The following is a 21,325-nucleotide window of genomic DNA, read 5'->3' as shown; positions in this document are numbered from 1 at the left end:
ATGAACCCTACCCTCATTTGTTTTGGCGAAATTCTCTGGGATGTACTGCCCACCAGTAAACAACCGGGTGGCGCGCCCATGAACGTGGCCGCCGACCTGCGCAATTTCGGTCACGACGCCCGGCTCATCAGCCGCGTTGGCAGCGACGAACTGGGCCGCGAACTCCTGGATTTCCTCGATCAGAAAGGCATTCCCACCCAGCTGGTACAGACCGGCCAGTCGCATCTGACGGGTGTGGCCAAGGCAAACGTCTCCGACTCCAGCGAGGTTACCTACAAGATCGTCATGCCCGTAGCCTGGGATTATATTCGGCTGGCACCGGGTCTGGTAGAGATGGTTCGCCAGAGTGATTACTTTATTTACGGGAGCCTGGCCGCGCGTAGCCATCAGACTCATGTGACGCTTCAGACGTTGCTGGCCGTGGCTAAAAAGAAAGTGTTTGACGTAAACCTCCGGGCTCCCCATTACAGCAAAGAGGTAGTAGAGAGCCTGCTGTACCAGGCCGATATGGCCAAACTTAACGAGCACGAACTGATTGAAATCACGGACTGGTACCAGAGCGAAACCGATTTACGACCGGCTATGCAGCAGGTCTACGAACGCTATCAGCTCGAAACGCTCTGTGTCACCCTCGGTGCCGATGGGGCGGCTTTGCTCGATGGTTCCGGGTTTTATACCCAGGCCGGTTTCCCCGTCGAAGTGGCCGATACCATCGGAAGCGGAGATGCGTTTCTGGCGGCTTTCCTGCACAAAACCATACGACACGAAACGCCCCAGAACAAACTGGCCTTTGCCTGTGCCACCGGGGCTTACGTAGCTACGCAGCCGGGAGCAACACCGTCGTTTACCGAAGCGACCATTGTTTCGTTTCTCGAGCAGGCTGCTGTACCGGATCAGTAACCCGTCCTCATTTCTTCAATGGGTCCTGGCTGGCCTGCGGCTGTGGCAGCAGGCCGACGCTGATTTGTTCTCAACCTGCGATACACTGTTAACTACATGAAAAACGTTGTTTTAATCACCCTGCTGGCGGCTATGACCCAGTTGTCCAACGGTCAGGAAAGTCCCGGACTGAGTAGTCCCGACTATCGGCCACAGTCCCGTTTTACGCCCCCCAGGAACTGGATCAACGATCCGAACGGCCTGGTCTATCACGACGGCGAATACCATTTGTTTTATCAGTACAATCCGTTTGGCAATGTATGGGGACATATGAGCTGGGGCCACGCCGTCAGTAAAGATCTGCTCCACTGGGAACACCTGCCGGTGGCCATACCGGAGTTTACCGATGCGGCCGGTAAAACAACGGCTATCTTTTCCGGAGGGGCTGTTGTGGACAAAGGCAACCGAAATGGCCTGTGCCCGGCGGGAACGAAAGACTGCCTGGTCGCGCTCTACACCGGCAATGTCACGGTGGGGGACAAGCAGCTGGCGCAGTATCAGAACCTGGCCTATAGTGCAGATAAAGGCCGCACCTGGAAGCAGTACGACAAAAACCCGATCTTGGATATTGGCAGCAAAGAGTTTCGCGACCCGAACGCGTTCTGGTATGCACCCGAACAGAAATGGATCATGGCAACCGTAAAAGCTACGGAACATCGGGCCGCTCTCTACTCGTCTACAGATCTCAAAAACTGGACCCTGATGAGCCACTTCGGACCCGTGGGCGATACCTCTAAAGTATGGGAGTGTCCGGGGCTGATGCAGGTGCCGGTACATACCGAAGCGGGCCAGCCGACCGGTAAGTCGAAGTGGGTGCTGTTTATCTCGGCGGGTTTTCCGCAAAAAGACTATGTAGGTACCCAGTATTTTGTGGGCGATTTCGATGGGACGACATTTACTCTCGACCCGGCGGCCCAGCCCAGACCCGTTCCGTCGGCCAATGGCTATGCCGGGGCGCTGGTCGATTATGGGAAAGACTATTATGCCGCGGTTCCCTACAACAACCTGCCCGCTTCGCAACCCGGCCCGGTCATGCTTGGCTGGCATAACAACTGGGCGTATGGCAATGAACTGCCCACAACGCCTTTCAAAGGTGCCATGTCATTGCCCCGGCAGATAACCCTCCGGCAAAGCTCGCAGGGGGGGATGCAACTGGTGCAGCAGCCGATCGAAGGCGTCCGTAGTCTGCGGGGTGCCCAAACGAACCAGCCATCGATCCGGTTGACCAGCCAGAGTCAGACGCTGGAAAAAACGACCGATAACGCCTACGAGCTGGAGGTCGAGCTGAAGCCCGGTACCGCCAAACGGGTGGGGCTCAAACTAGCTAAAGGGGCGAACGAGGAAACCATTCTGCAATACACCGGCGGCAAACTTCAGCTCGATCGCAGGCGGTCTGGTAATGTATCGTTCAGCCCCCGTTTCCCCAGCGTTGAAGAAGCTCCGCTTAGCCCGAAGAACGGCGTCATCAAGCTCCGCATCTTCGTCGATAAGTCGGTGGTTGAAGTGTTTGTCAACGACGGCGAGCGCGTCATAACCGACCTGATCTTCCCAACCGAAACTACCAGTGGCATTGACATATTTGCCGAAGAAGGCACTGCCGAGTTTGTCAGGCTGACGCGCTGGGCACTCAAGCCCATCCGCCAGTAGCCGTTCGAAACCAATTGAATTTTGCACAAAAGCAGCTCCACAAAGCGGCTTTTGTGGTGTCAGGGCCGCTTTTTTTTAAACCGACCATCGACCAAACCCTGTCCCTGGCTGAGCAGAAATATCAGACGTAAGTGACTACCGTTAGCCCGCTTCTGCCTACAAACTGATCGTGTCGGGACTGGTTAAAAACTGATTCAAATGCGCATGCGGGATGTGGGTGATCCGGCAGGCCAGGTCGTTTTCGCCGGACGCAACTACATAATAATCGCCCGCATCAACGATGCCCGTAGTGAAGACCACATCGGTCAGGTAAAGCTGGTCACGGATGGGTTCGGTCAGGGCGGGGTTGGCTTCCAGAACCGGATGAACATCATTGAGGTACAGAATCTGGCTGGGGTCATCGGCGTCCAGCAGCGCGGCAAAGGTGCGGTAGATACCAACGATGCCATGCAACTCCACCCCGTGGTAAAGGACCAGCCAGCCCCGTTTAGTCAGGATGGGGGGCGTACCTCCGCCAATCTTCATAGTCGACGCCGACCCTTTTCGGGCCCGGATAAAGGGCGTGTCGGCGGGTTTCCAGTGGAGGCCATCGGGCGAGCCCGCCAGATTGATTGACGGACCCGGCAGAAACTCACGGTCGGGCCGGCTGGCAAAGTAGAGGTCGCCCAGCGGGCGCGTGAGTGCCAGGAAACGCCCCGCCAGCCGCCCCTCTAAGAAGACCATGTCTTTATTCTGATGATCGAGAATAATGCCCTGAAGCTGGTAGGTCAGCCCGTCGGCAGACGTGTAGAGGGTGGTAGCGTGGCGTTCCGAGCTGACCGAGCAGGTCGTCATGTAATAGATATCGTCGATCTTCGACAGGCGGGCATCCTCGATGCCGTACTCCTGATAAGGCTGTTCGGGAGCAACGATTTTATCGTAATGGATAGTAACCACTTCGGTACCGTTGGCAGTAAGCTCGACCGGAAGCAGCCACGACAGCGAGGTCAGGGCCATGACTTTATACGGATGGCCCAGCAGCTGAATTTTTCGGGGGTCGGCGGCATTCACGCTGCTCAGCGGGTACGCATCAAGCACATAGCCCCGTTGCAGGTCCCAGCGGATAGCGTGAATTTGCTCGCCGATGATGGGTTGATTGAGCGCTTCGGCAACCCGAACTATGATCAGCAGATTACCATTGGGTAGGCGGGTAAGACCGGGGTTGAATGCGCCCAGCACATAGGTGTCGGCTTGTACCTGCGCCCGCAGGGGCGACCGGTTCAGGTCGATGTCATTGGGTGAGAAAACGAGCAGATCTGTCTCAAACGTCATAACGAGAGGGTTTAGATCAACTGAAGATGCGGCCGGATCTGCACGGATACCACGTCGCAGCGGAGCGGTTGGGTCAGGATGTAATGCACGCATACCGCAATGTCTTCGGCCCGCAGCATCTCGCCTGTTTTTTGCTTGTCCCGCTCTTCTGACGAGGTGGTCGACTGCATGTCGGAGCCTACCGCCCCCGGCTCTACCAGACTGACTTTAATGCCGGTTTCGTTCACTTCTTTCCGCAGGCTTTCGGCAAAACCCTGAATGGCCGCTTTGGTAGCTACGTACACCGAGCTGCCGGATTCCCGAACATCGGCACTCATCGATCCAATCAGGACAATATGCCCTTTCTGCTGCGGCTCCATCCGCCGGATCGCTTCTTTGGTCGTGGCCATATAGCCGATCAGGTTCGTTTCGATTACGTAGCGCCAGTCGGCATCGTCCATCTCGCGGATCGACTCGGCACCCAGGGCTGCGCAGTTTACCAGTATGTCGAGGCCACCGAGGGTCGTGTCGACCTGCTCAAAAATCCGTTGTATATCATCCAGTTTAGCCACGTCGGCCACTAAACCGTCGGCGGTGCCGCCTGCCTGCCGAATAGCGGTCAGGGTTTCATCGAGGGGTTGCTGATGCCGCCCGAAGGTAAGAATACGCGCGCCGTAGGACCCCAGCAGGACGCCAATGGCCCGGCCGATGCCGGTGGTGCCTCCGGTAAGCAGGATTCGTTTCTGAGCCAGCGGTTCGACGGCTGTGTGGGCTGTTGTCTGTTCCATAACGGTTAGTAGAGGGTTAATTTATTTGCTGATCGATCCAGTCAGAATGTACCGGTCCGGCTCCACTCGATCCGGAGCCGCTTGTTTCCCGGCACCTGGTAGTCCTGATACTGGCTGGTTTTTTCGGCCGGGCGGATCGGCTTGCCCGTCGGATCGTCTTCGTCGATGAGTTTCACCGGGGGCAGTTCACGACTTCTGGCCAGCAGCCGAACCCGGCACGTGTACCCTTCGGTGCCAGCCAGCCGGATTACGACATAGCCCTTTTCTTTGTTGTCGGTCTGGTATTCAGCCTGGTAAATGGGGTAGTCCGCGTAAATAAGTACGGGTGCCGACGGGAATCGTTTGTAGGCGTAGGTGGTGAGAATATAGGCTAACGCCCCCCCGTATACTTCCTGCCCAACGGTACCCGCCTGGGTCCAGCCGGTGGCTATGTCCTCGAGCGGCATCGGTAGCTCGCGGATGATGCGCCCCTCGCGTGGTGCCTGACAGACCATCTCGGGGGGCAGTGCTGACGGATAGTAGTAGCGCGCCCGGTGCAGCAGGTACTTGGTATATTCGGAGAAAAACAACCGGATCGGTTCGGGAGCATCGGTGCCCAGTTCGTTCAGGTAATTGTACATCGTGGCTACGATCTCGGCTTCTTCGTAGGCGGCCAGGTAAGGTGCATTTTTTAGCGGAGCCACGCCCATGAACGTACTGATGTGGGCGCCGAAGCCAAAGTCACATTCCCAGATCCACATCCGTGCCATGACGTTGGCGATGCTGAGCCGGCTAAGGTCGAAATACAGGCGGTTTCCCGTAATTTTCCAGAGCTTAGCGAGCGTTAGGGCGCTCATAATGGTGATATTGGTCTGGTAGAGAAGTTCGAATCCTTTGCCCCGGAGCCGCTCGGCCGATGTAATGGCTTCGTCGAGGTAGCGCGGCTCTTTGGTGAACTCATAGGCCTGCAGCATCACGTGGGTATACAGCCCGGCCACATCGAGTTCACCGCCTTTGCCGGCGTCGGTTTCGGCCTTGATGACCTCCAGCGTGTTGATATTGTAGAAAACGGGCCAGTCGTAGTCAAAGGCGTGGGCGGCCTTGATGGCAAATTCCAGGGAGCTGAAAAACAGGTTTTTGGCGTCCACATCGCCCTTTTCGCCTAGCCGGGCCAGGTTCATCAGCGTATGAAGCAGGTACCAGGAGTCTATCTTGCTGGGGTCCTGCTCCTCGCTGCGATCGGTGTCTTTGAACGTTCCGCCGGGTAGCCACCGCATCATAACCTCTTTCTTCGCATCGAAGAACGTTGCCAGGTTTTTTTGCAGGCTTTCAGCGAGGGCAACCGGTTTCTGCTGCCATTGCTGATACTCCCAGAGGGGCACCAGGATCGCCAGCTGCACCATGCTTTCGGGGGGCTTGTTCGTGGCGTCGACATAGGCGTTGAGGTAGTACTGGCGCCGGATAGTCCGGCCGCAGTGGGGCGACTCCGCAAGGGTGTCGATGGTTCGTTCGGCGGCTTTGGGCCAGTCATAGTAGACCGTTTCGGGCTTCGGCAGCTGAGCGTAAATGCAGGCCATACCCGCCATAAACTGGTCGGCTGCTTCAAATTCACTGGCCGGAATGGAAGGGCTCAGGTAGATAAAGGCGTCTGATAAGGCCACTTCGATACCGGCCGGTAGGGGTTGTTTGGCAGCTGGCAGGGCGAAACCCGCTTCGGGCCATTGGGCCGTTACCCGATCTGTGGGTTCGGTCTGCGTGGCTTCCCCGTAAGCGTTCAGTGCCGTCAGGTTCTGGAAATACAGCAACGAGCCCAGCGCCGGTTTGGCCACCGAAAGATAGACCAGGCCGGACGTAGGCCCGTTCTGGGTTACGTAAACCATACCTTCGGTCGTGGTCGGGTCGCCGTTGGTATCCAGCAGGTAGAGGTCGCGCGGCAGGGCCTGCACCAGAAACGACTGGGCTGGGATCAGAGTGGTTGTATACCGGAGCAGGGTAGCCTGGCCGGTTGGCGCTTCTACCGTTACCCGGAAGGTGCCGAGCGAACCGTCGATCAGGTACTCGACCTGTTTATCGCTTTGCCGACCGATCCGGCAACCCTGTATCGTTTGTGGGTCAAAACAGGTTCGAATGGCCAGGCTACCCGTTTTTCCGGGTGAGTACAGGAGCCAGAACGAATTGGCCGTCAGGCAGCTCTGCAGCTGGCCGCGCCAGACCGACAGAGGGACATCGGCGCGGTTGGTAGCCTGCCTGAGCTGCGTATCGAGACCCGTAACCCATTGCGACGTTTCTTCCGTCTGGGTAAACGGTTGCCAGTAAGTGGCGCTGTTGTACGGTTTGCAACGCATCTGAATAATGGTTCAATTCAGGAAACAGGATGATGTCTCAGCGCTCAGTAAACCGGTACCGGGTTCAGATGGTATGGACGAGTGAGGCAATGGCGTAGGGGGGGCAGGAGCGAATCAGGGCAGATGCACCAGGTAATCGGTCAGGGCTTTCCACTGAATCTTCTGGTAAAAGAGCCAGCCCCCTTCGGCAATAAACGTATTGATGGCCGCCCGATCACCAGCCTGCGGTTGTTGATTATTGATCGATTCATTGCTGCCGATTTCCCAGGCACTGACCTGATTGCCGGTCCGCTCGACCCGAAACGTGCTGCTGGCCTGCTGGTCGAAAAAGTGGTCGATAACGTCGGTCGGGGCTGACTTCGGATTGTGACTGGGTTTTACGGTAAATTCGACCCGGGTCGGAGTGATGCCGATGTGGGTGACCCGGACCCAGTTTTCCGGCATAGGGCCAGGGAGTTTGATCTGGATAAAATCGCCGACGACGGGCTGATCGTTTGGTTTGGGCTGGCCCTGCTGGTCGTGTAGCCTGAAGTCGGCGGTGAGGCTCGACAGTCCCGACCAGCCGTCGACATGGAATAGTTTAAGCACCGACTGGTTGAAGGCCCGGGTGGCTGCCGGCTCGTCGGCGAAGGCCTGCTGGCTCGAGTAGGTCACGTCTTTGGTGTCCTCACCCTGAACCACCTTGATCTCGTGTTGTAGCTGGCCAAGAATTGACTTAATATCCATCCGATTTTCTACTAAAAGTGAGCGCTTTGCGGGCAAATACGAATCGTTTAGTAGGTGGAACAAGCAATCCGGTCGAGTGATTGTTACTCGGGCCGTAAGTTTGCAAACGGCCCTTCGGTTGGGGGCGGTGGCGTGGTCAGGTCGGTGGGTACGTTGCGGCTGTGCTGTATATATGCCGTTGGCGAGTGGCCGAACAGCTCCTTGAAGCGCTGCGAAAAGTACGACAGGTTATCGATACCCACCAGAAACGCTGTTTCGGTAACGGTATGCCCCTCCTGCAAAAGCTGGGCGGCTTTTTTTAGTCTATAATTTCGAATAACCTCGTTGGTTTTAAGCCCCGTCAGCGCTGCCAGTTTTCGCTGGAGGGTTCGGGTACTGACGGCCAGTTCGTTGGCGAGTCTGTTGACGCTCAGCTCCGGGTTATTCAGTTCGCTATCCAGAATCTGGTACAGCTGTCGCAGGAGCGGATCTTCGAGCGTCTGGTGGGCAACGGGCGCATCGCCCGTGTTCAGCCGCTGGTAGAGGAACTGCCTGAGTTGTTGCTGATACGAGAGCCAGTTCGCCACCCTGAGCTGAAGTTCATTCATCTGAAAGGGCTTGGCCAGGTAATCGTTAGCCCCGGCGCCAAGTCCTTCCAGCTTGCTGTCGGCCGATACCCGTGCCGTCAGGAGGATTACCGCAATATGGGCTGTCAGGGGTGTTTGCTTGATTCGCTGGCAGAGCGCGTACCCATCCAGTCCGGGCATCATCACGTCGCTGATGACCAGGTCGGGCATGCTTACCTGAATGAGCTGCCAGGCGGCCTGTCCGTCGGCAGCGGTGCTGACCCGGTAGTGTGCCTGTAACCCCTGGGCAATGTAGGCGCGCAAATCGGGATGATCGTCAACGACCAGCACCTGAGGGCGCGGGTCATACAAATCGGGCGGGGAGGGCTCCGGGTCGTCGATAGCCGACAGAGCAGCCGGCTGGAGTGAGGCTGGTTCCGTGTCAGCATTTGGCAGATGGGGAGCCAGCCTGACCGGCAGCGTGACCTGAACCTGGCTGCCCTGCCCTGGAGTGCTGGTCATCGCAAGCTGGCCCCCGAGCAGATCGGTCAGTTCCCGAACCAGCGACAGCCCGATACCACTGCCTTCGTACGGGCGCGTACCCGAGTCATCGACCTGGTAGAACCGGTCAAACACATGCGGTAGTTTATCGGCAGGAATGCCAATGCCGGTGTCGGTTACCGACAGACAGACGGTCGAGATGGCCTGTGTGGTCTCGTCAACGGTGGCCGAGAGCCCAACGGTAATCTGGCCGCCCATTGGGGTGAATTTGAGGGCGTTATGGATGAGGTTGTTGCTGATCTTGGCCCATTTGTCGGCATCGAAGCAAACATCGCCAGGCAGCGTCTGGCCCACAAAGGTCAGGTTGATCTGGCGGGCGGTGGCGGTGGCCTGAAAGGACTCGACCAGGTCCCGCACGTAGGCAGTCAGGTCGCCCTGCGATTCGGTAACCGACAGGCCGCCGGCCGCCAGCTTCGACAAGTCGAGCAGCTGATTAATCAGTTGCAGCAACTGGGCCGCGTTGCGGTGGACCGACGTCAGGGTCTGCTGGAGCGCGGGTGGGTAGGTGTGCTCGCGCAGGAGCTGATCGATGGGGGTGATTATTAGCGTCAGTGGCGTTCGGAACTCGTGGGTAATGTTGGTAAAGAACCGACTCTTCAGCTTGTCGAGGGTTTTGAGCTGCTCCGTCTCCTGCCGTTCGAGAATCAGCCGATGCCTTTCCTGAATCCGGCGGGTGCGGTAGTTAATATAGCCGTAGAGCCCCCCCAGCGCGAGCAGACTATAGGTCATGTATGCCCACCAGGTAGCCCAGAAGGGAGGCCTTATCCGAACTATGAGGGTTTTGATATGGTGGCTCCATAGCCCCGTCGTATTGGCGGCATTCAGTCTGAGTTCGTACCGGCCGGGCGGCAGTTTCGTATACGTAGCCAGTGGGAGGGTGCCCGCATCAACCCAACCCGGATCAACCCCTCTGAGCTGGTATCGGTACCGGCGCCGGTTGGGCTGGTTATACTGGGTACTGGCAAACTCAAACGTCAGAAAGTTCTGGTCATACGGAAGCGACAGTTCGGTCAGCGTATTCAGGGGAGCCGGCAGGGCCGTCTGGCCAGCTCCGTAATCGGCTGGCTGGTTATTGATTTTCAGGCTGGTCAGCATGACCGTGGGCTGAAACGTATCGGTCTGGATCGTGGAGGGGTTAAAAATCGTCCAGCCCGCCGTCCCGCCGAATGCCAGTCGACCGTCGGGTAACAGCAGCGAATGAAACCGGTTGAACTCGTCGGCCTGTAATCCCTGGTAGGCCCGGAAGGTTCGGGTCTGATGCGTTACGGGATGAAAGCGGCAAAGCCCCTGGTTGGTACTGAGCCACAGAAATCCCTGCCGGTCGGCCTCCATGGCGTAGATGGTGTTGTTGGGCAACCCGTTGCGGGTGGTATAGACACGGCTATGGCCGGTTTTCCGGTTAAGGCAGATCAGGCCTTCGTAGCTGCCGACCCAGAGCAGATCGGCCCGCTGGGGATCCTGCATAATACCCAGTAACCGATTGGTCAGAAACGTACCGGGCAGTTGCGCATGATCATAGATCCGGGTCTGGCGGGTCGACAGCGAAAAGCGGAGCAGGCCCCGGTCCAGGGTAGTAATCCAGAGTTGGTCGGTATCGGCCAGCAGATCAACGACCACCAGCCGACCGTAGGGCATGGTTCGGCCAAAGGGGAGTGTCCACTGCCGAAGGGCAGGGTCGAAGTACCAGATCAGACCGTTACTCTGAATACACCATAAACCCCCGGTGGGCGATAGGGCGATGCCCCGGATGGCCGAGCCGGCCGACTGATCGCTGGGGAGAGGAGGGAGGGACCGACCGGTTCGGCTGCGCGGGTCATAATACCCTACGTCGCGATCGTGGGCAAACCAGATGCGTTGCTGCGGATCATGAACCGTTCGGCAGAGGTACGAACTGAAGTGCTGCATCCGTTCCGGCTTACGAAGCGACGGCAACAGCGATTGTATAGGTAAACCCAGCTCCTGCCGAAGGACGTCCGGATGAAAAGCGGTATGGTAGGGATAGGTCGTGAAGTCGGGCGCGGTAAGATCGACCCGCCGGAGACCGGCCGCGTTGGTGCCGTACCACATCACCCCCGACCGGTCGATGAGAAACGATTGCGGATGCCGGTAAGCAGTCAGGTCGGTTTCCCACCGCTTTTGAAAACCCTGCCGGGATGAATAGTGAAAAACCTGCCCCCCCAGGTCGGTAAAAAAACCACCCGAGCTGTCGGCCTGGAGCCAGGCAGTACCGTAGCTCATCGGCGCCGGAACCGGCAGCCGGCGGTAGCGGCCCCGCCTGGGGTCGAAGAAGATAAACGAACTGCGGTCGGCGGTGATGAGTTCGCCGGTGGTGCTGACGATCAGGCCGGGCAGCTCATCCTGTATCCGTTCGGGTTTGGTAGGTTGCGCCAGGGTAAACGGCAGGGGGTAGTTGATAAATCGCTGACGGCGCTCATCCCACCGGCTCATGCCTTTCTGCGTGAAGACCCAGAGCTGCCGACGCTCATCGGCAACGAGCGCCTTGACGGTATCACTGAGCAGGCCGTTCTTCTGTCGGTTCAGATGCCAGACCCGGGCCGTTTGCGGCTCGATACGAAACAAACCGCCCTGTTTGGACGCTACCCAAAAACGTCCTTGTGGGTCGATCCAGGCCGTTGACCGATGCTGGTGAAAACGACTATGCACCCGACGCACGGCGGGAAGATTGCCAATATGCCGAATGACACCCGTTCGTGGGTCGAGCTGATCGAGCCCATCATCCTGCATGATCCAGAGCTGATGCTGATAATCGGTGTACAGGGAAGTAACGGCGTTTGACTGCAGGGTTGTGGTGTCGGTTTGGTCGTGCCGGTAGTAGCGGAAGTCAGCGCCATCGTAGCGGGCCAGCCCGTCGCGGGTGCCGACCCAGATAAACCCGTCAATGTCCTGCACGAGGCCGCAGACAAATGACTGCGGCAGGCCATCCTGACCCGTAATGATCTGGGTAGGTTTCGAAAACCGGAATGACTGAGCCATGCCGTTCGTCAGCAGACAGACAAACAGCAGGACAAACGGATATGAATAAGACCTTTCAGGATGTAAAATACGCCCGGTTATTAACAAAGCCATGTTGATAGATAAAATAGATTATTTAGCGTGTGGACTGGCTATCATCTATCTGTACGCGTCCGTTGGTTGACAATGTTCCGCCGGGTCGTAAAAATACTACTGTAAAACAGTATACTATGGCACAATAGCGACAATTTATGGCGGGAAAGTGACAGGATTTTGGCGGGTAGGGCAACTACCTTTGTCAGAGCTTCCTGAGCGAATGTTCGTCAACGTCTGACCTTCTGCCCAAACGAGGGTATTTCCTCAGACGAACATCCGGTTTCGGAAACTCATCCACGGGTCTGCTTCGGCAGATTTTACCTCAACCTTCCTCTTTATTTATCAAGCAACGAGTGCCTCTGAGCCCCCAACCACTGGTTAGGGGCTCTTTTTGTTTAGCAGCTATTTCCTGAGATGATAATACCCGACGACGGGCTATACTGGCATCCCCGGCCGGCATCCACATGCCAGACCCGGAAGAAAAGTCTGGAGGAGTCCGGCTTCACACACCAGAGTGTCTGGCTGGCACGTAGGAGGATGGCAAACGGCCAAATTTATCCTGAAACACTTTGGTGAAATACGGAAGGCTCTCAAAACCGACCTGATAGGCTACTTCCGAAACACTGTAATGACCCTGAGCCAGCAGCTCGGCGGCATGATCGAGTCGCTGGTTACGAATGAACTCAACGGCTGTCTGGCCAGTCAGGGCTTTTAGTTTACGAACCAGTTGCCGCTGACTCATGGAAACGATCGTGCTCAGCTGGCCAACATCGAAACTGCTGTTGGGCAGCTGGCTGTTGATCGCGAGCCGAACCCGCTGCAGGAAGTCGAGTTCCCGGGCCGTCATGGGCGCCTGGGCCGGGCTGGGTACCTGGCGGTCGCCAGTCAGGTACTGGCGCAACCTAATTTGGTTCTGCACCAGATTCTGCACCCGCACTGTGATCTCCGTCCGGTTGAAGGGCTTGGTCAGGTACGCATCGGCCCCGCGCCGAAAACCGTCGATTCGGTCTTCGGGCGTTGCTTTGGCGGTCAGCATCACAATGGGAATATGGCTAGTCGAATCCTGGCTCTTTAGAGTGCTGCAGAAGTTAAGCCCGTCGAACCGGGGCATCATCAGATCACAGATTACGATGTCGGGTAAGCAGGTGGTAGCGCATGCCAGCCCTTCCAGCCCATCGGCCGCTTCCAGCACCTGGTAGTCGTTCTCGAAAATACTACGGATATAGGCTCTGATATCGGCATTGTCGTCGACAATCAGCAGGAGATTGTCATGGATGACGGGTAACCGATGGGCGCTTCGAGCCGGATTTCGTTCGCTGACTACCCGGTTTGTCGGTTCGGTGGGGGTGGAGCTGGCAGTAGCTGCCGCATCGGCCGGGGGCGGGATGACGTTGACCAGGGGGAGCCTAACCGTAAAGGTTGTACCTACTCCTTCCGTACTGTCTACGTCGATGGTGCCGTCCAGTACGCCGACCAGCTCGCTGACCAGCGCCAGGCCGATGCCGGTTCCTTCGATTGGCCAGCCAGTCTTGCCCTCAATCTGGTAAAACCGCTCGAAAATAGGCTTCAGGTGCGTTGGGGCGATTCCGATGCCCGTGTCCTGGACCCGAAGCTCCCAGGAGCCCGACAAACCGGGTGCCGGATACCGCACCTGCATCCGGACCTGATGCCCAGCCGGGGTGAACTTAAACGCGTTGGTGAGGAGGTTCGTGACGATCTTTTCTATTTTGTCGGCATCGAAGCTCGTCCACCGTTCGGGTTCGTTCTGCTCGAAGCTGAACAGGATTTGCCGGCTTTCGGCCAGCGACCGGTACGAGCTGGCCAATAATCGCAGGAACGAGGCCAGATCGCCGGGTTCTGGTCGGGGAGCGAGCTGACCAGCGTCCAGCTTGCTGATATCCAGAAGCTGGTTGATCAGGCTCAGCAGGCGGTTAGCGTTCCGGTGCACGAGCGGGAAGCGGGCGTCGTGCGCGTAGTCGTGCATAGCCTGCTCGATGGGGCCCAGGATCAGGGTTAGCGGGGTCCGGAACTCATGCGAAATATTAGTGAAGAACTGGGTCTTGAACGCATCCAGCTCAGCCAGCCGGGCCGCTTCTTTCTGCTCGAACAGAATCTGCTGCCGCAGGAGCCACCGCTGTTGCTGGAAACGGTATAATAACCACCCCAGCAGCAGGAGCAGGCCGATGTACAGCAGGTAGGCCCACCAGGTTCGGTAGAAAGGCGGCTGAACGTATATGACCAGCGTAACCGGCTTGCTCCAGACTTCGCCATCGGCCGACCCCATCATCTGAAATGTATACTGCCCGTAGGGAAGCTGAGCGTAGTTGGCATACCGAACGGTGCCGGCGTCTACCCAGTTTCGGTCGATGCCCTCCAGCTGGTAGCGGTACCGATTTCGGGTTGAGTGGCTGTAATCCATGAGCCCGAACTCAAGAGTCAGCAGGGTTTGGGTGGGCGAGAGGTCAAGCCGGTGCGTGTAGTCGATGCTCTGGGCCAGCAGCCCATCGGCGCTCCCTACCGTAACCACTTCATTGTTGACTTTGAGACCAATGATATGGGCCTGGGGGGCGGGGCCCGTTTTGCGAGCGAGGTTCTCTGGCCTGAAACTGTTGAGCCCGTTGACACCCCCGAAGAGCAACTCACCCGCTGGGGTTTTATAAAACGAACTGGTGTTGAACTCATCATCCTGCAGGCCATCGGCTTTGGAGAAGTTCCGGAAGGTACCGGCGCGGGGGTTGAACTGAGACAGCCCCCGGTTGGTACTTAGCCACAGCATTCTGGAGGCATCGGAGAGCAGGCCGTAGATGACCCGGTTGGGTAAGCCCTGGGCCTCGGTAAAATGGGTGAAACGGCCGGTTTGTTTATCGAGTCGCTCCAGACCCCCGCCTTTCGTGCCGACCCACAAATAGCGTTGGGGTTGCTGCGGATCGTCGATCAGGCAGGTGATGAAGTCGTGGCTCAGGCTTTGCCGGTCGGTAGGGATGGTTTTGTGGATTGAGAACGCGGGTTTGTCGAGCGGATGCGCAACGCGAACCAGACCTGACTGGGTACCGATCCAAAGCGTTCCCGCCGGGTCGAAGTGCAGGGCATAGGTTTCGATAACGGCTCCGCTCCGGGGTAGTAAGTAATCGTAGTTGATAACACTAAACGTTTCCGTGCGGGTGTTGAACGTCAGAAGCCGACCATCTACGGCCCCGATCCAGAGATTACCCGCTTTGTCTTCTACGGTGTAGTTGCCGTAAAAGCCGAAGGTTACCTTGGCCGGCAGAGGGAATTTCTTAAGGAGTTTCCAGTCGGGCGAGAACTTGAACAGCTGATTCTCATGAGTCATGAAATTGACGTTCGATACCCAGAAGAACCCCCGGCTGTCCTGCATCATGAAACGCGCTCGCTTGTCGGTTGCAGCCAGTCGTTCGTCGAGAAACGGCCGCAGCGTGTTCGAAGCCCGGTCAAGCTGACCATAGGCAAACTGATGACGGGCGTAGATACGGCCCTGCCGGTCAACGAAGAGGTTGGAGAGCGAGTGGTTGGCCAGGTAGGAGTTGAACTGACGGATAATCGGGTTAAATCGGCGCAGTCCGTAGCCGCTCGTGCCGACCCAGATATTGCCGGTCCGGTCCCGGAGCAGATTGGTAATCGAGTAAACGTGGGCGGGCAGGGGAACAAAGGCCGTTTCTGGAGACAGTCGGGTCTGGCCGAACAGCTGGGCGGGCGACATGATCCAGAGGTGGTCCGGGGTGGCAATGGCCAGGGTGTTGCGGTCGATGGACTGGATCTGCACGCCAACGTAGTTGCTGTGGGGCAGCGCAATGCTTTTCTGCTGACCGTTATGCCAGCCGATGATTCGATCCCGGGTGCTGGCAAACCAAAGGTCACGCTCGGGGTCGGTATAGACGGCATGAAAGTCGAGCGTCTTTTTCATGGTAAAGTCCAGCTCGAAGGTTCGGGTCGGATGGCGCCAGTCGAACCGGTAAACGCCGTAGGCAGCCCCCAGAAACGCCCGCCCGTCGGGCTGAAAACTGAACGAAAAAATAGTGTTCATCGACGCTGTCGTGCTGATATCAAGCGTCTGAATCTGCACCCGATCGGTGAGGTCGGCCTGATCGGGCAGTTCGTCCCGAGGCAGGGTAATCTTAAAAATTTTGTTCTTATCGGTGCCAATCCAGATGTTGCCGTCGGGGTCTTCGGTAATGACACGAATGTCATAGTTGCCAGCATTGGGCCCAGACTGGTCGCTGACCCGGATGTGGTAAAACTGTTGCGTCCGATCGTCGAACAGGTTCAGCCCGCGCGTGAGGGTGCCGATCCACAGTCGTTTGTGTCGGTCAACGAGCAGGGCCGAGCAGGAATTGTCAGAGAGGCTGAACGGATTGTAGGGGTCGTGGGTAAAAACCCGAAAATTATGGCCATCGTACCGGTTGAGACCGTCTTTGGTCGCCACCCAGATATAGCCATTATGGTCCTGGGCCAGGTCGAAGATCATGCCCTGCGAGAGCCCATCCGAGATAGTAAGCTCTTGCCAGCCGGTTTGCTGTGCCAGCAGGCTAAAAGGCAAAAACAACAGAAGGTAAATAAGCCGCATACAGGAGAGGAGTGATGCGCAACTTAACTAAAATCAAGAACTTAACCTGTATTGTCCAGCGGTCTAAGTCGTTACGCAACGAAAAAACCGCATCGAATACGGCCCCAGGGCGATTCGATGCGGTCTGTCTGCTGAGCAGGCCAGGGATTAACTAGTTCCAGCCGCCCCCCAACGAACGATACAGGTCGGTCAGGGACAAAAACTGCGCCTGCCGGGTGTTGATCAGCGCCAGCTCTGCCTCCAGCACGCTGCGCTGCGCCGTGATGACCTCGAGGTAAGACGCGTAGCCGCCGGCAAAGAGATCGTTCGAAACGGTAACGGCCTGATTGAGCACGTTGACTTCCTGGGCCTGAAGGTCGGCCACGTTGCGGTAGTTTTCGACCCCCCGCAGACTGGTAATAACCTCGCTGAAGCCGGTCTGAACGGTCTGGTGATACCGATACAGCAGTTCGCGGCTCTGGGCTACCGACTGGCCGTAGTTGGCTTTCAGAAAGCGACGGTTCAGAATTGGAGCGGATAAACCACCCAGTATACCGGCGGCAATGGAGCCCGGATTAAAGAGTACCGACGTGCGGAACGCATTAAGCCCCACGTAGGCAGACAGGTTCAGGCTGGGCAGAAACTCGGCCCGGGCTACGTCGATATCGACGTTGGCAGCCTGGAGTTCCAGCTCGGCCTGCCGAATGTCGGGTCGGCGGGTAAGCATCCGTGCGGGTATACCCGACGCTACCTGACCCGGTAACTCACGACCCCGCAGCGACTGCCCCCGCGCGATGGGTTGCGGAAAACGACCCAGCAGGCGGTTCAGCTGGTTCTCGGTTTCTACAATCCGCTGCTGTACCTGGCCCTGTCGGCTGCGGGTGTTGAGGAGCTGAGCCGAAAACTGCTGAACGCCCAGCTCGGTAACCCGCCCCGCCTGTTTCTGAACCCGAACCAACTCCAGCGCATTTTGCTGAAAGTTGATGTTCTTCTGTAAAATTTCCAGCTCCCCGTCGAGGGCCAGCAGGGTGTAATAATACCGCGCTATCTCCGACACCAGTGCGGTAACGACCGCATGGCGTCCTTCTTCGGAGGCCAGCAGGCGCAGGTAAGCCGCTTTGCGCTGGTTTCTGAGTTTTCCCCAGATGTCGACCTCCCAGGTGCTGCGGGCGCCCAGGAAAAAGTCGGGCGTTGGGTTCGGAATAACCTGATCCCCGCGAATATTATCGGACAGGTTGGTGTCGAAGTTACCTACGCCGTTGAGGGTGTTTCGGCCGAAGCGGTCAACGCCAGCCGAGGCTACTGCGTTGACCGAAGGGACCAGGAAGCCACGGCTGTAGTCGAACGCAGCCCGGGCCACTTCGATCCGCTGGGTGGCGATCCGGAGATCGAGGTTACCCGCCAGGGCCGTATCGATGAGCGACACCAAACTGGGGTCGGCAAAGAAAGTGCGCCAGCCCTGGGTGGCAATACTGGTCGTATCCTGACTGCCGGCAAAGGATTCAGGAAGGGGGTGGGGCGCAGAGGGTTGAACGGGCCGGGCTACCTGACAGCTGCTGACAACCAGGGCCAGAGCCGCCAAACGGCCTGCGCTTACAAAATATGATTTAGGGATGAATGACGGCACCATTGGTATGGTTTTGTGAATAAGCAGGAACAGATTCGGCTTCGTGGAGTTGGTCATCGGTTTCTTCAGGATCACCGTCGACCGGGGTTTTCGAGCCAAATCGTTCGGCTAGTTTAGCGAAGATGACAAACAGACCCGGGATCACGACCAGCCCGAACAGCGTTCCGGTCAGCATACCGCCCGCTGCCGCCGTACCGATCGACCGGTTTCCGACGGCGCCCGCACCCGAGGCAATGCAGAGTGGGATCAATCCAGCAATAAACGCAAACGAAGTCATCAGGATCGGACGAAGCCGCGAAACGGCTCCTTCCATGGCCGCCTTCACGATCGGCAGCCCTTCTTTCTGTCGCTGGTTGGCGAACTCCACAATCAGAATCGCATTTTTGCCGAGCAGGCCGATGAGCATCACCAGCGCCACCTGCGCGTAAATGTTGTTCTGAAGACCCAGCAGCTGCAAAAAGGCGAAGGAGCCAAACACGCCCGTGGGCAGTGACAGGATAACCGGCAGCGGCAGGAAGATGCTTTCGTACTGGGCCACCAGCAGCAGGTATACGAACAACAGACAGATGGCGAAGATGTACATGGCCTGATCGCCCGACAGCACTTCTTCGCGGGTCATACCCGACCATTCGAAGCCGAACCCTTTGGGAAGCTGGGTCTCGGCTACCTCTTCGATGGCCCGAATGGCGTCGCCACTGCTGTAGCCCGGGGCCGCGTCGCCGTTAATCATGGCTGAGGTATACATGTTGTACCGGGTCAGTTGCTCGGGTCCGTAAACCCGCTGAAGCCGGACAAAGTTGGAGTAGGGTACCATTTCACCCTGGTCATTCTTGACCCGCAGGTTAAGCACGTCTTCGGGCTTGGTCCGGTAGCTGGGATCGGCCTGCACCATTACCTTGTACATCTGCCCGAAGCGGATAAAGTTAGACGCGTAGTAACTACCCATCAGCGTCTGGAGCGTACCCATGGCGTTGTCAATGGAAACCCCTTTCTGAGCGGCTTTTTCCTGGTCTACCTGTAGCAGATATTGCGGGAAACTCGGGTCGAAGCTGGTGAACGCATCCCGGATCTCGGGTCGTTTCTTCAGGGCGTCAATGAATTTGTCGGCTACCTCTGCGGTCTTCTGGAGGTCGCCACTACGGCCCCGGTCGAGCAGACGCAGTTCGAATCCGCTCGAATTACCAAACCCCGGTACGGTGGGCGGAGGGAAGAACTGGATACTGGCATCGTGAATATGCTTCGTTTTTTCTTCTAGGATTTCAATCAGTTCCTGCATAGTTACCGACCGTTCTTCCCAGGGTTTGAGGTTGATCATGCCCATGCCGTACGATGCACCCGCCCCGTCGGTCATAAGGCTGAATCCGGCCAGGGTCGATACGTTTTCGACCGATTCTTCTTTAGATACCACCTCTTCGATCGCGTCCAGCACTTTCTCGGTCCGGTCTACGGTGGCGCCAGCGGGTGTGGTGACGTTTACGTAGATCATGCCCTGGTCTTCGGTCGGGATAAAGCCGCCCGGCAGGATGGTACTGACCCCCCAGGTGCCCAGAATAAAGAGCAACAGGAGCCCCCAGGTGATTACGCCCCGGTTCAGAACTGGCTTTAGCAGGCGCTGGTACCGATTCGACAGCGCATCGTAGCCCCGGTTGAAGCGGGCGAAGAAGCGACCCAGCAACCCTTTCTGCTCGCCATGAACCGGCCGCAGCAGCAGTGCGCAGAGGGCGGGTGTCAGCGTTAGCGCGTTGACCCCCGAAATGACAATGGCGATGGCCAGCGTTAGCGAGAACTGCCGGTAGAAAATACCAACCGGCCCCGACATGAACGCGACGGGCACGAACACCGCCGACATCACCAGCGTAATGGCCACAATAGCGCCGGCAATGTCGCTCATAGCTCCGAACGTGGCCGCGCGGGGTGACAGATGTTCTTCGGTCATCTTGGCATGAACGGCTTCGACCACCACAATGGCGTTGTCAACCACAATACCGATGGCCAGCACCAGCGCGAACAGCGTCAGCAGGTTGATCGAAAACCCGATCATGCTCATGAAGGCAAACGTACCGACCAGAGCCACCGGCACCGCCAGGGCACAGATCAGGGTTGACCGCCAGTCCTGCAAAAACAGGAACACAATAATGAATACCAGAATAAAGGCTTCGACCAGCGTATGAATAACCTCGTTGATCGACGCGTCCAGGAAGCGGGACACGTCGTAAGCGTAATTATAGGTCATGCCCGTCGGGAACGAGCTTTCTTTCAGCTCGGCCATGCGGGCTTTCACGTTGGCAATGACGTCGCGGGCGTTGGAACCCGGGCGCTGCTTGAGCATGATAGCCGCCGAGGGGCGTCCGTCGGTTTTGGACAGGACGCCGTAATCGACGGAGCCGAACTCTACGCTGGCCACATCTTTCAGCCGAAGCAGCGAACCGTCGGCATTGGCGCGGAGGACCAGATTTTCGTACTGGGCGGGCTCGAAAAATTTACCCGTATAGCGCAGCACGTATTGCAGGGTCTGGGGGTCACGGTCGGCACTTTCGCCAGCTTTACCGGGGGCCGCTTCCACGTTCTGCTTCCGGATGGCGGCAATCACCTCGTCGGCCGAGACGTCATACACTGTCATTCGGTCGGGCTTGAGCCACACCCGCATCGAATAATCGCGGTTTCCCATGATCGCGGCAAAGCCTACGCCATCGATCCGTTTGAGTTCGGCCAGAATGTTGATGTCGGCAAAGTTGTAGATGAACTTCTCGTCGACGGTAGGGTCGTCGCTGATAATGTTGAGGTAAAGCAACATACTGTTCACCTCTTTTTCGGTCTGCACCCCCGCTTTGATCACTTCTTCGGGAAGCTCATCCAGCACGGTGGTGACGCGGGTCTGTACGTTTACCGCGGCCAGATCGGGGTCGGTGCCTACGTTGAAAAAGACCTGGATGAGGGTCGTGCCGTCGTTACCCGACATGGATGTCATGTAGGTCATGCCCGGCACCCCGTTGATGGCCCGTTCCAGCGGGGTAGCCACGGCTTTGGTAGATACCTCCGCGTTGGCACCCGTGTATTTCGCCGTTACCGTTACCGAGGGCGGAACAATTTCCGGAAACTGGGTAACGGGCAGACTGGTCAGGGCCAGTATACCCATCAACACAATCACGACCGAGATGACGGTCGAGAGCAGCGGGCGCTTAATGAAGGTTTTGAACATATGCGTTGAGTTTTATGTACGCGTTACGAGAGGGAGAGCCTGACGCCCC

The 21,325-nt window shown here is 57.6% G+C and carries 10 protein-coding genes; 2 read left to right on the top strand and 8 right to left on the bottom strand.

Annotated features, from left to right (window positions below; translation table 11 throughout):
* Together FBR45_RS16180 and FBR45_RS16175 are read left to right on the top strand one after the other, a co-directional pair.
* A complete protein-coding gene (locus FBR45_RS16180; RefSeq protein WP_138504165.1) occupies nt 1-900 on the top strand; it encodes a carbohydrate kinase family protein in 900 nt (299 codons plus the stop codon).
* A gap of 96 nt (nt 901-996) precedes the next feature.
* Nucleotides 997-2,586, top strand: coding sequence for a glycoside hydrolase family 32 protein (locus FBR45_RS16175; protein ID WP_138504163.1), 1,590 nt, complete (start codon nt 997-999; stop codon nt 2,584-2,586).
* Nucleotides 2,587-2,742: 156 nt separating this feature from the next.
* Here the strand turns inward: FBR45_RS16175 and FBR45_RS16170 are convergent, their stop codons facing one another.
* The 8 genes from FBR45_RS16170 to FBR45_RS16135 form a co-directional block, all read right to left on the bottom strand.
* Nucleotides 2,743-3,897 carry a glycoside hydrolase family 130 protein gene (locus FBR45_RS16170; protein ID WP_138504161.1) on the bottom strand — a complete coding sequence of 385 codons (1,155 nt, stop codon included), beginning with the start codon at nt 3,895-3,897 and terminating at the stop codon, nt 2,743-2,745.
* Nucleotides 3,898-3,908: 11 nt separating this feature from the next.
* A complete protein-coding gene (locus FBR45_RS16165) occupies nt 3,909-4,664 on the bottom strand; it encodes an SDR family oxidoreductase (protein WP_138504159.1) in 756 nt (251 codons plus the stop codon).
* A 41-nt stretch (nt 4,665-4,705) separates the two neighbouring features.
* Nucleotides 4,706-6,988: a glycoside hydrolase family 88 protein gene (locus tag FBR45_RS16160; protein WP_138504157.1), complete on the bottom strand. Its 2,283-nt coding sequence runs from the start codon at nt 6,986-6,988 to the stop codon at nt 4,706-4,708.
* 114 nt (nt 6,989-7,102) lie between these two features.
* Entirely contained in the window at nt 7,103-7,714 is a 612-nt protein-coding gene (locus FBR45_RS16155) for a hypothetical protein (RefSeq protein WP_138504155.1), read from the bottom strand.
* An 83-nt stretch (nt 7,715-7,797) separates the two neighbouring features.
* Nucleotides 7,798-11,907 carry a hybrid sensor histidine kinase/response regulator transcription factor gene (locus FBR45_RS16150; protein ID WP_138504153.1) on the bottom strand — a complete coding sequence of 1,370 codons (4,110 nt, stop codon included), beginning with the start codon at nt 11,905-11,907 and terminating at the stop codon, nt 7,798-7,800.
* Between the two features lie 484 nt (nt 11,908-12,391).
* On the bottom strand, nt 12,392-16,471 hold the full coding sequence (locus FBR45_RS16145; RefSeq protein WP_138504151.1) for a hybrid sensor histidine kinase/response regulator: 4,080 nt from the start codon (nt 16,469-16,471) through the stop codon (nt 12,392-12,394).
* 151 nt (nt 16,472-16,622) lie between these two features.
* A complete protein-coding gene (locus FBR45_RS16140) occupies nt 16,623-18,080 on the bottom strand; it encodes a TolC family protein (protein ID WP_138504759.1) in 1,458 nt (485 codons plus the stop codon).
* The gene (locus tag FBR45_RS16135) at nt 18,058-21,276 is read right to left on the bottom strand and encodes an efflux RND transporter permease subunit (RefSeq protein WP_138504149.1); all 3,219 of its coding nucleotides are present in this window, start codon (nt 21,274-21,276) and stop codon (nt 18,058-18,060) included. The genes FBR45_RS16140 and FBR45_RS16135 overlap by 23 nt, the downstream gene beginning before the upstream one ends.
* Between the last annotated feature and the right edge of the window lie 49 nt (nt 21,277-21,325).

The organism is Spirosoma lacussanchae (assembly GCF_005870035.1).
Classification (GTDB): Bacteria; Bacteroidota; Bacteroidia; order Cytophagales; family Spirosomataceae; genus Spirosoma; species Spirosoma lacussanchae.
This window is presented reverse-complemented; position numbering and strand designations above follow the sequence as displayed.

Excerpts from the sequence above, each read along its gene's own strand:
- FBR45_RS16145 (WP_138504151.1), bottom strand. The coding sequence starts at position 16,471 with ATGCGGCTTATTTACCTTCTGTTGTTTTTGCCTTTTAGCCTGCTGGCA.
- FBR45_RS16180 (WP_138504165.1), top strand. The coding sequence starts at position 1 with ATGAACCCTACCCTCATTTGTTTTGGCGAAATTCTCTGGGATGTACTG.
- FBR45_RS16135 (WP_138504149.1), bottom strand. The coding sequence starts at position 21,276 with ATGTTCAAAACCTTCATTAAGCGCCCGCTGCTCTCGACCGTCATCTCG.
- FBR45_RS16160 (WP_138504157.1), bottom strand. The coding sequence starts at position 6,988 with ATGCGTTGCAAACCGTACAACAGCGCCACTTACTGGCAACCGTTTACC.
- FBR45_RS16155 (WP_138504155.1), bottom strand. The coding sequence starts at position 7,714 with ATGGATATTAAGTCAATTCTTGGCCAGCTACAACACGAGATCAAGGTG.
- FBR45_RS16140 (WP_138504759.1), bottom strand. The coding sequence starts at position 18,080 with ATGGTGCCGTCATTCATCCCTAAATCATATTTTGTAAGCGCAGGCCGT.
- FBR45_RS16170 (WP_138504161.1), bottom strand. The coding sequence starts at position 3,897 with ATGACGTTTGAGACAGATCTGCTCGTTTTCTCACCCAATGACATCGAC.
- FBR45_RS16165 (WP_138504159.1), bottom strand. The coding sequence starts at position 4,664 with ATGGAACAGACAACAGCCCACACAGCCGTCGAACCGCTGGCTCAGAAA.
- FBR45_RS16175 (WP_138504163.1), top strand. The coding sequence starts at position 997 with ATGAAAAACGTTGTTTTAATCACCCTGCTGGCGGCTATGACCCAGTTG.
- FBR45_RS16150 (WP_138504153.1), bottom strand. The coding sequence starts at position 11,907 with ATGGCTTTGTTAATAACCGGGCGTATTTTACATCCTGAAAGGTCTTAT.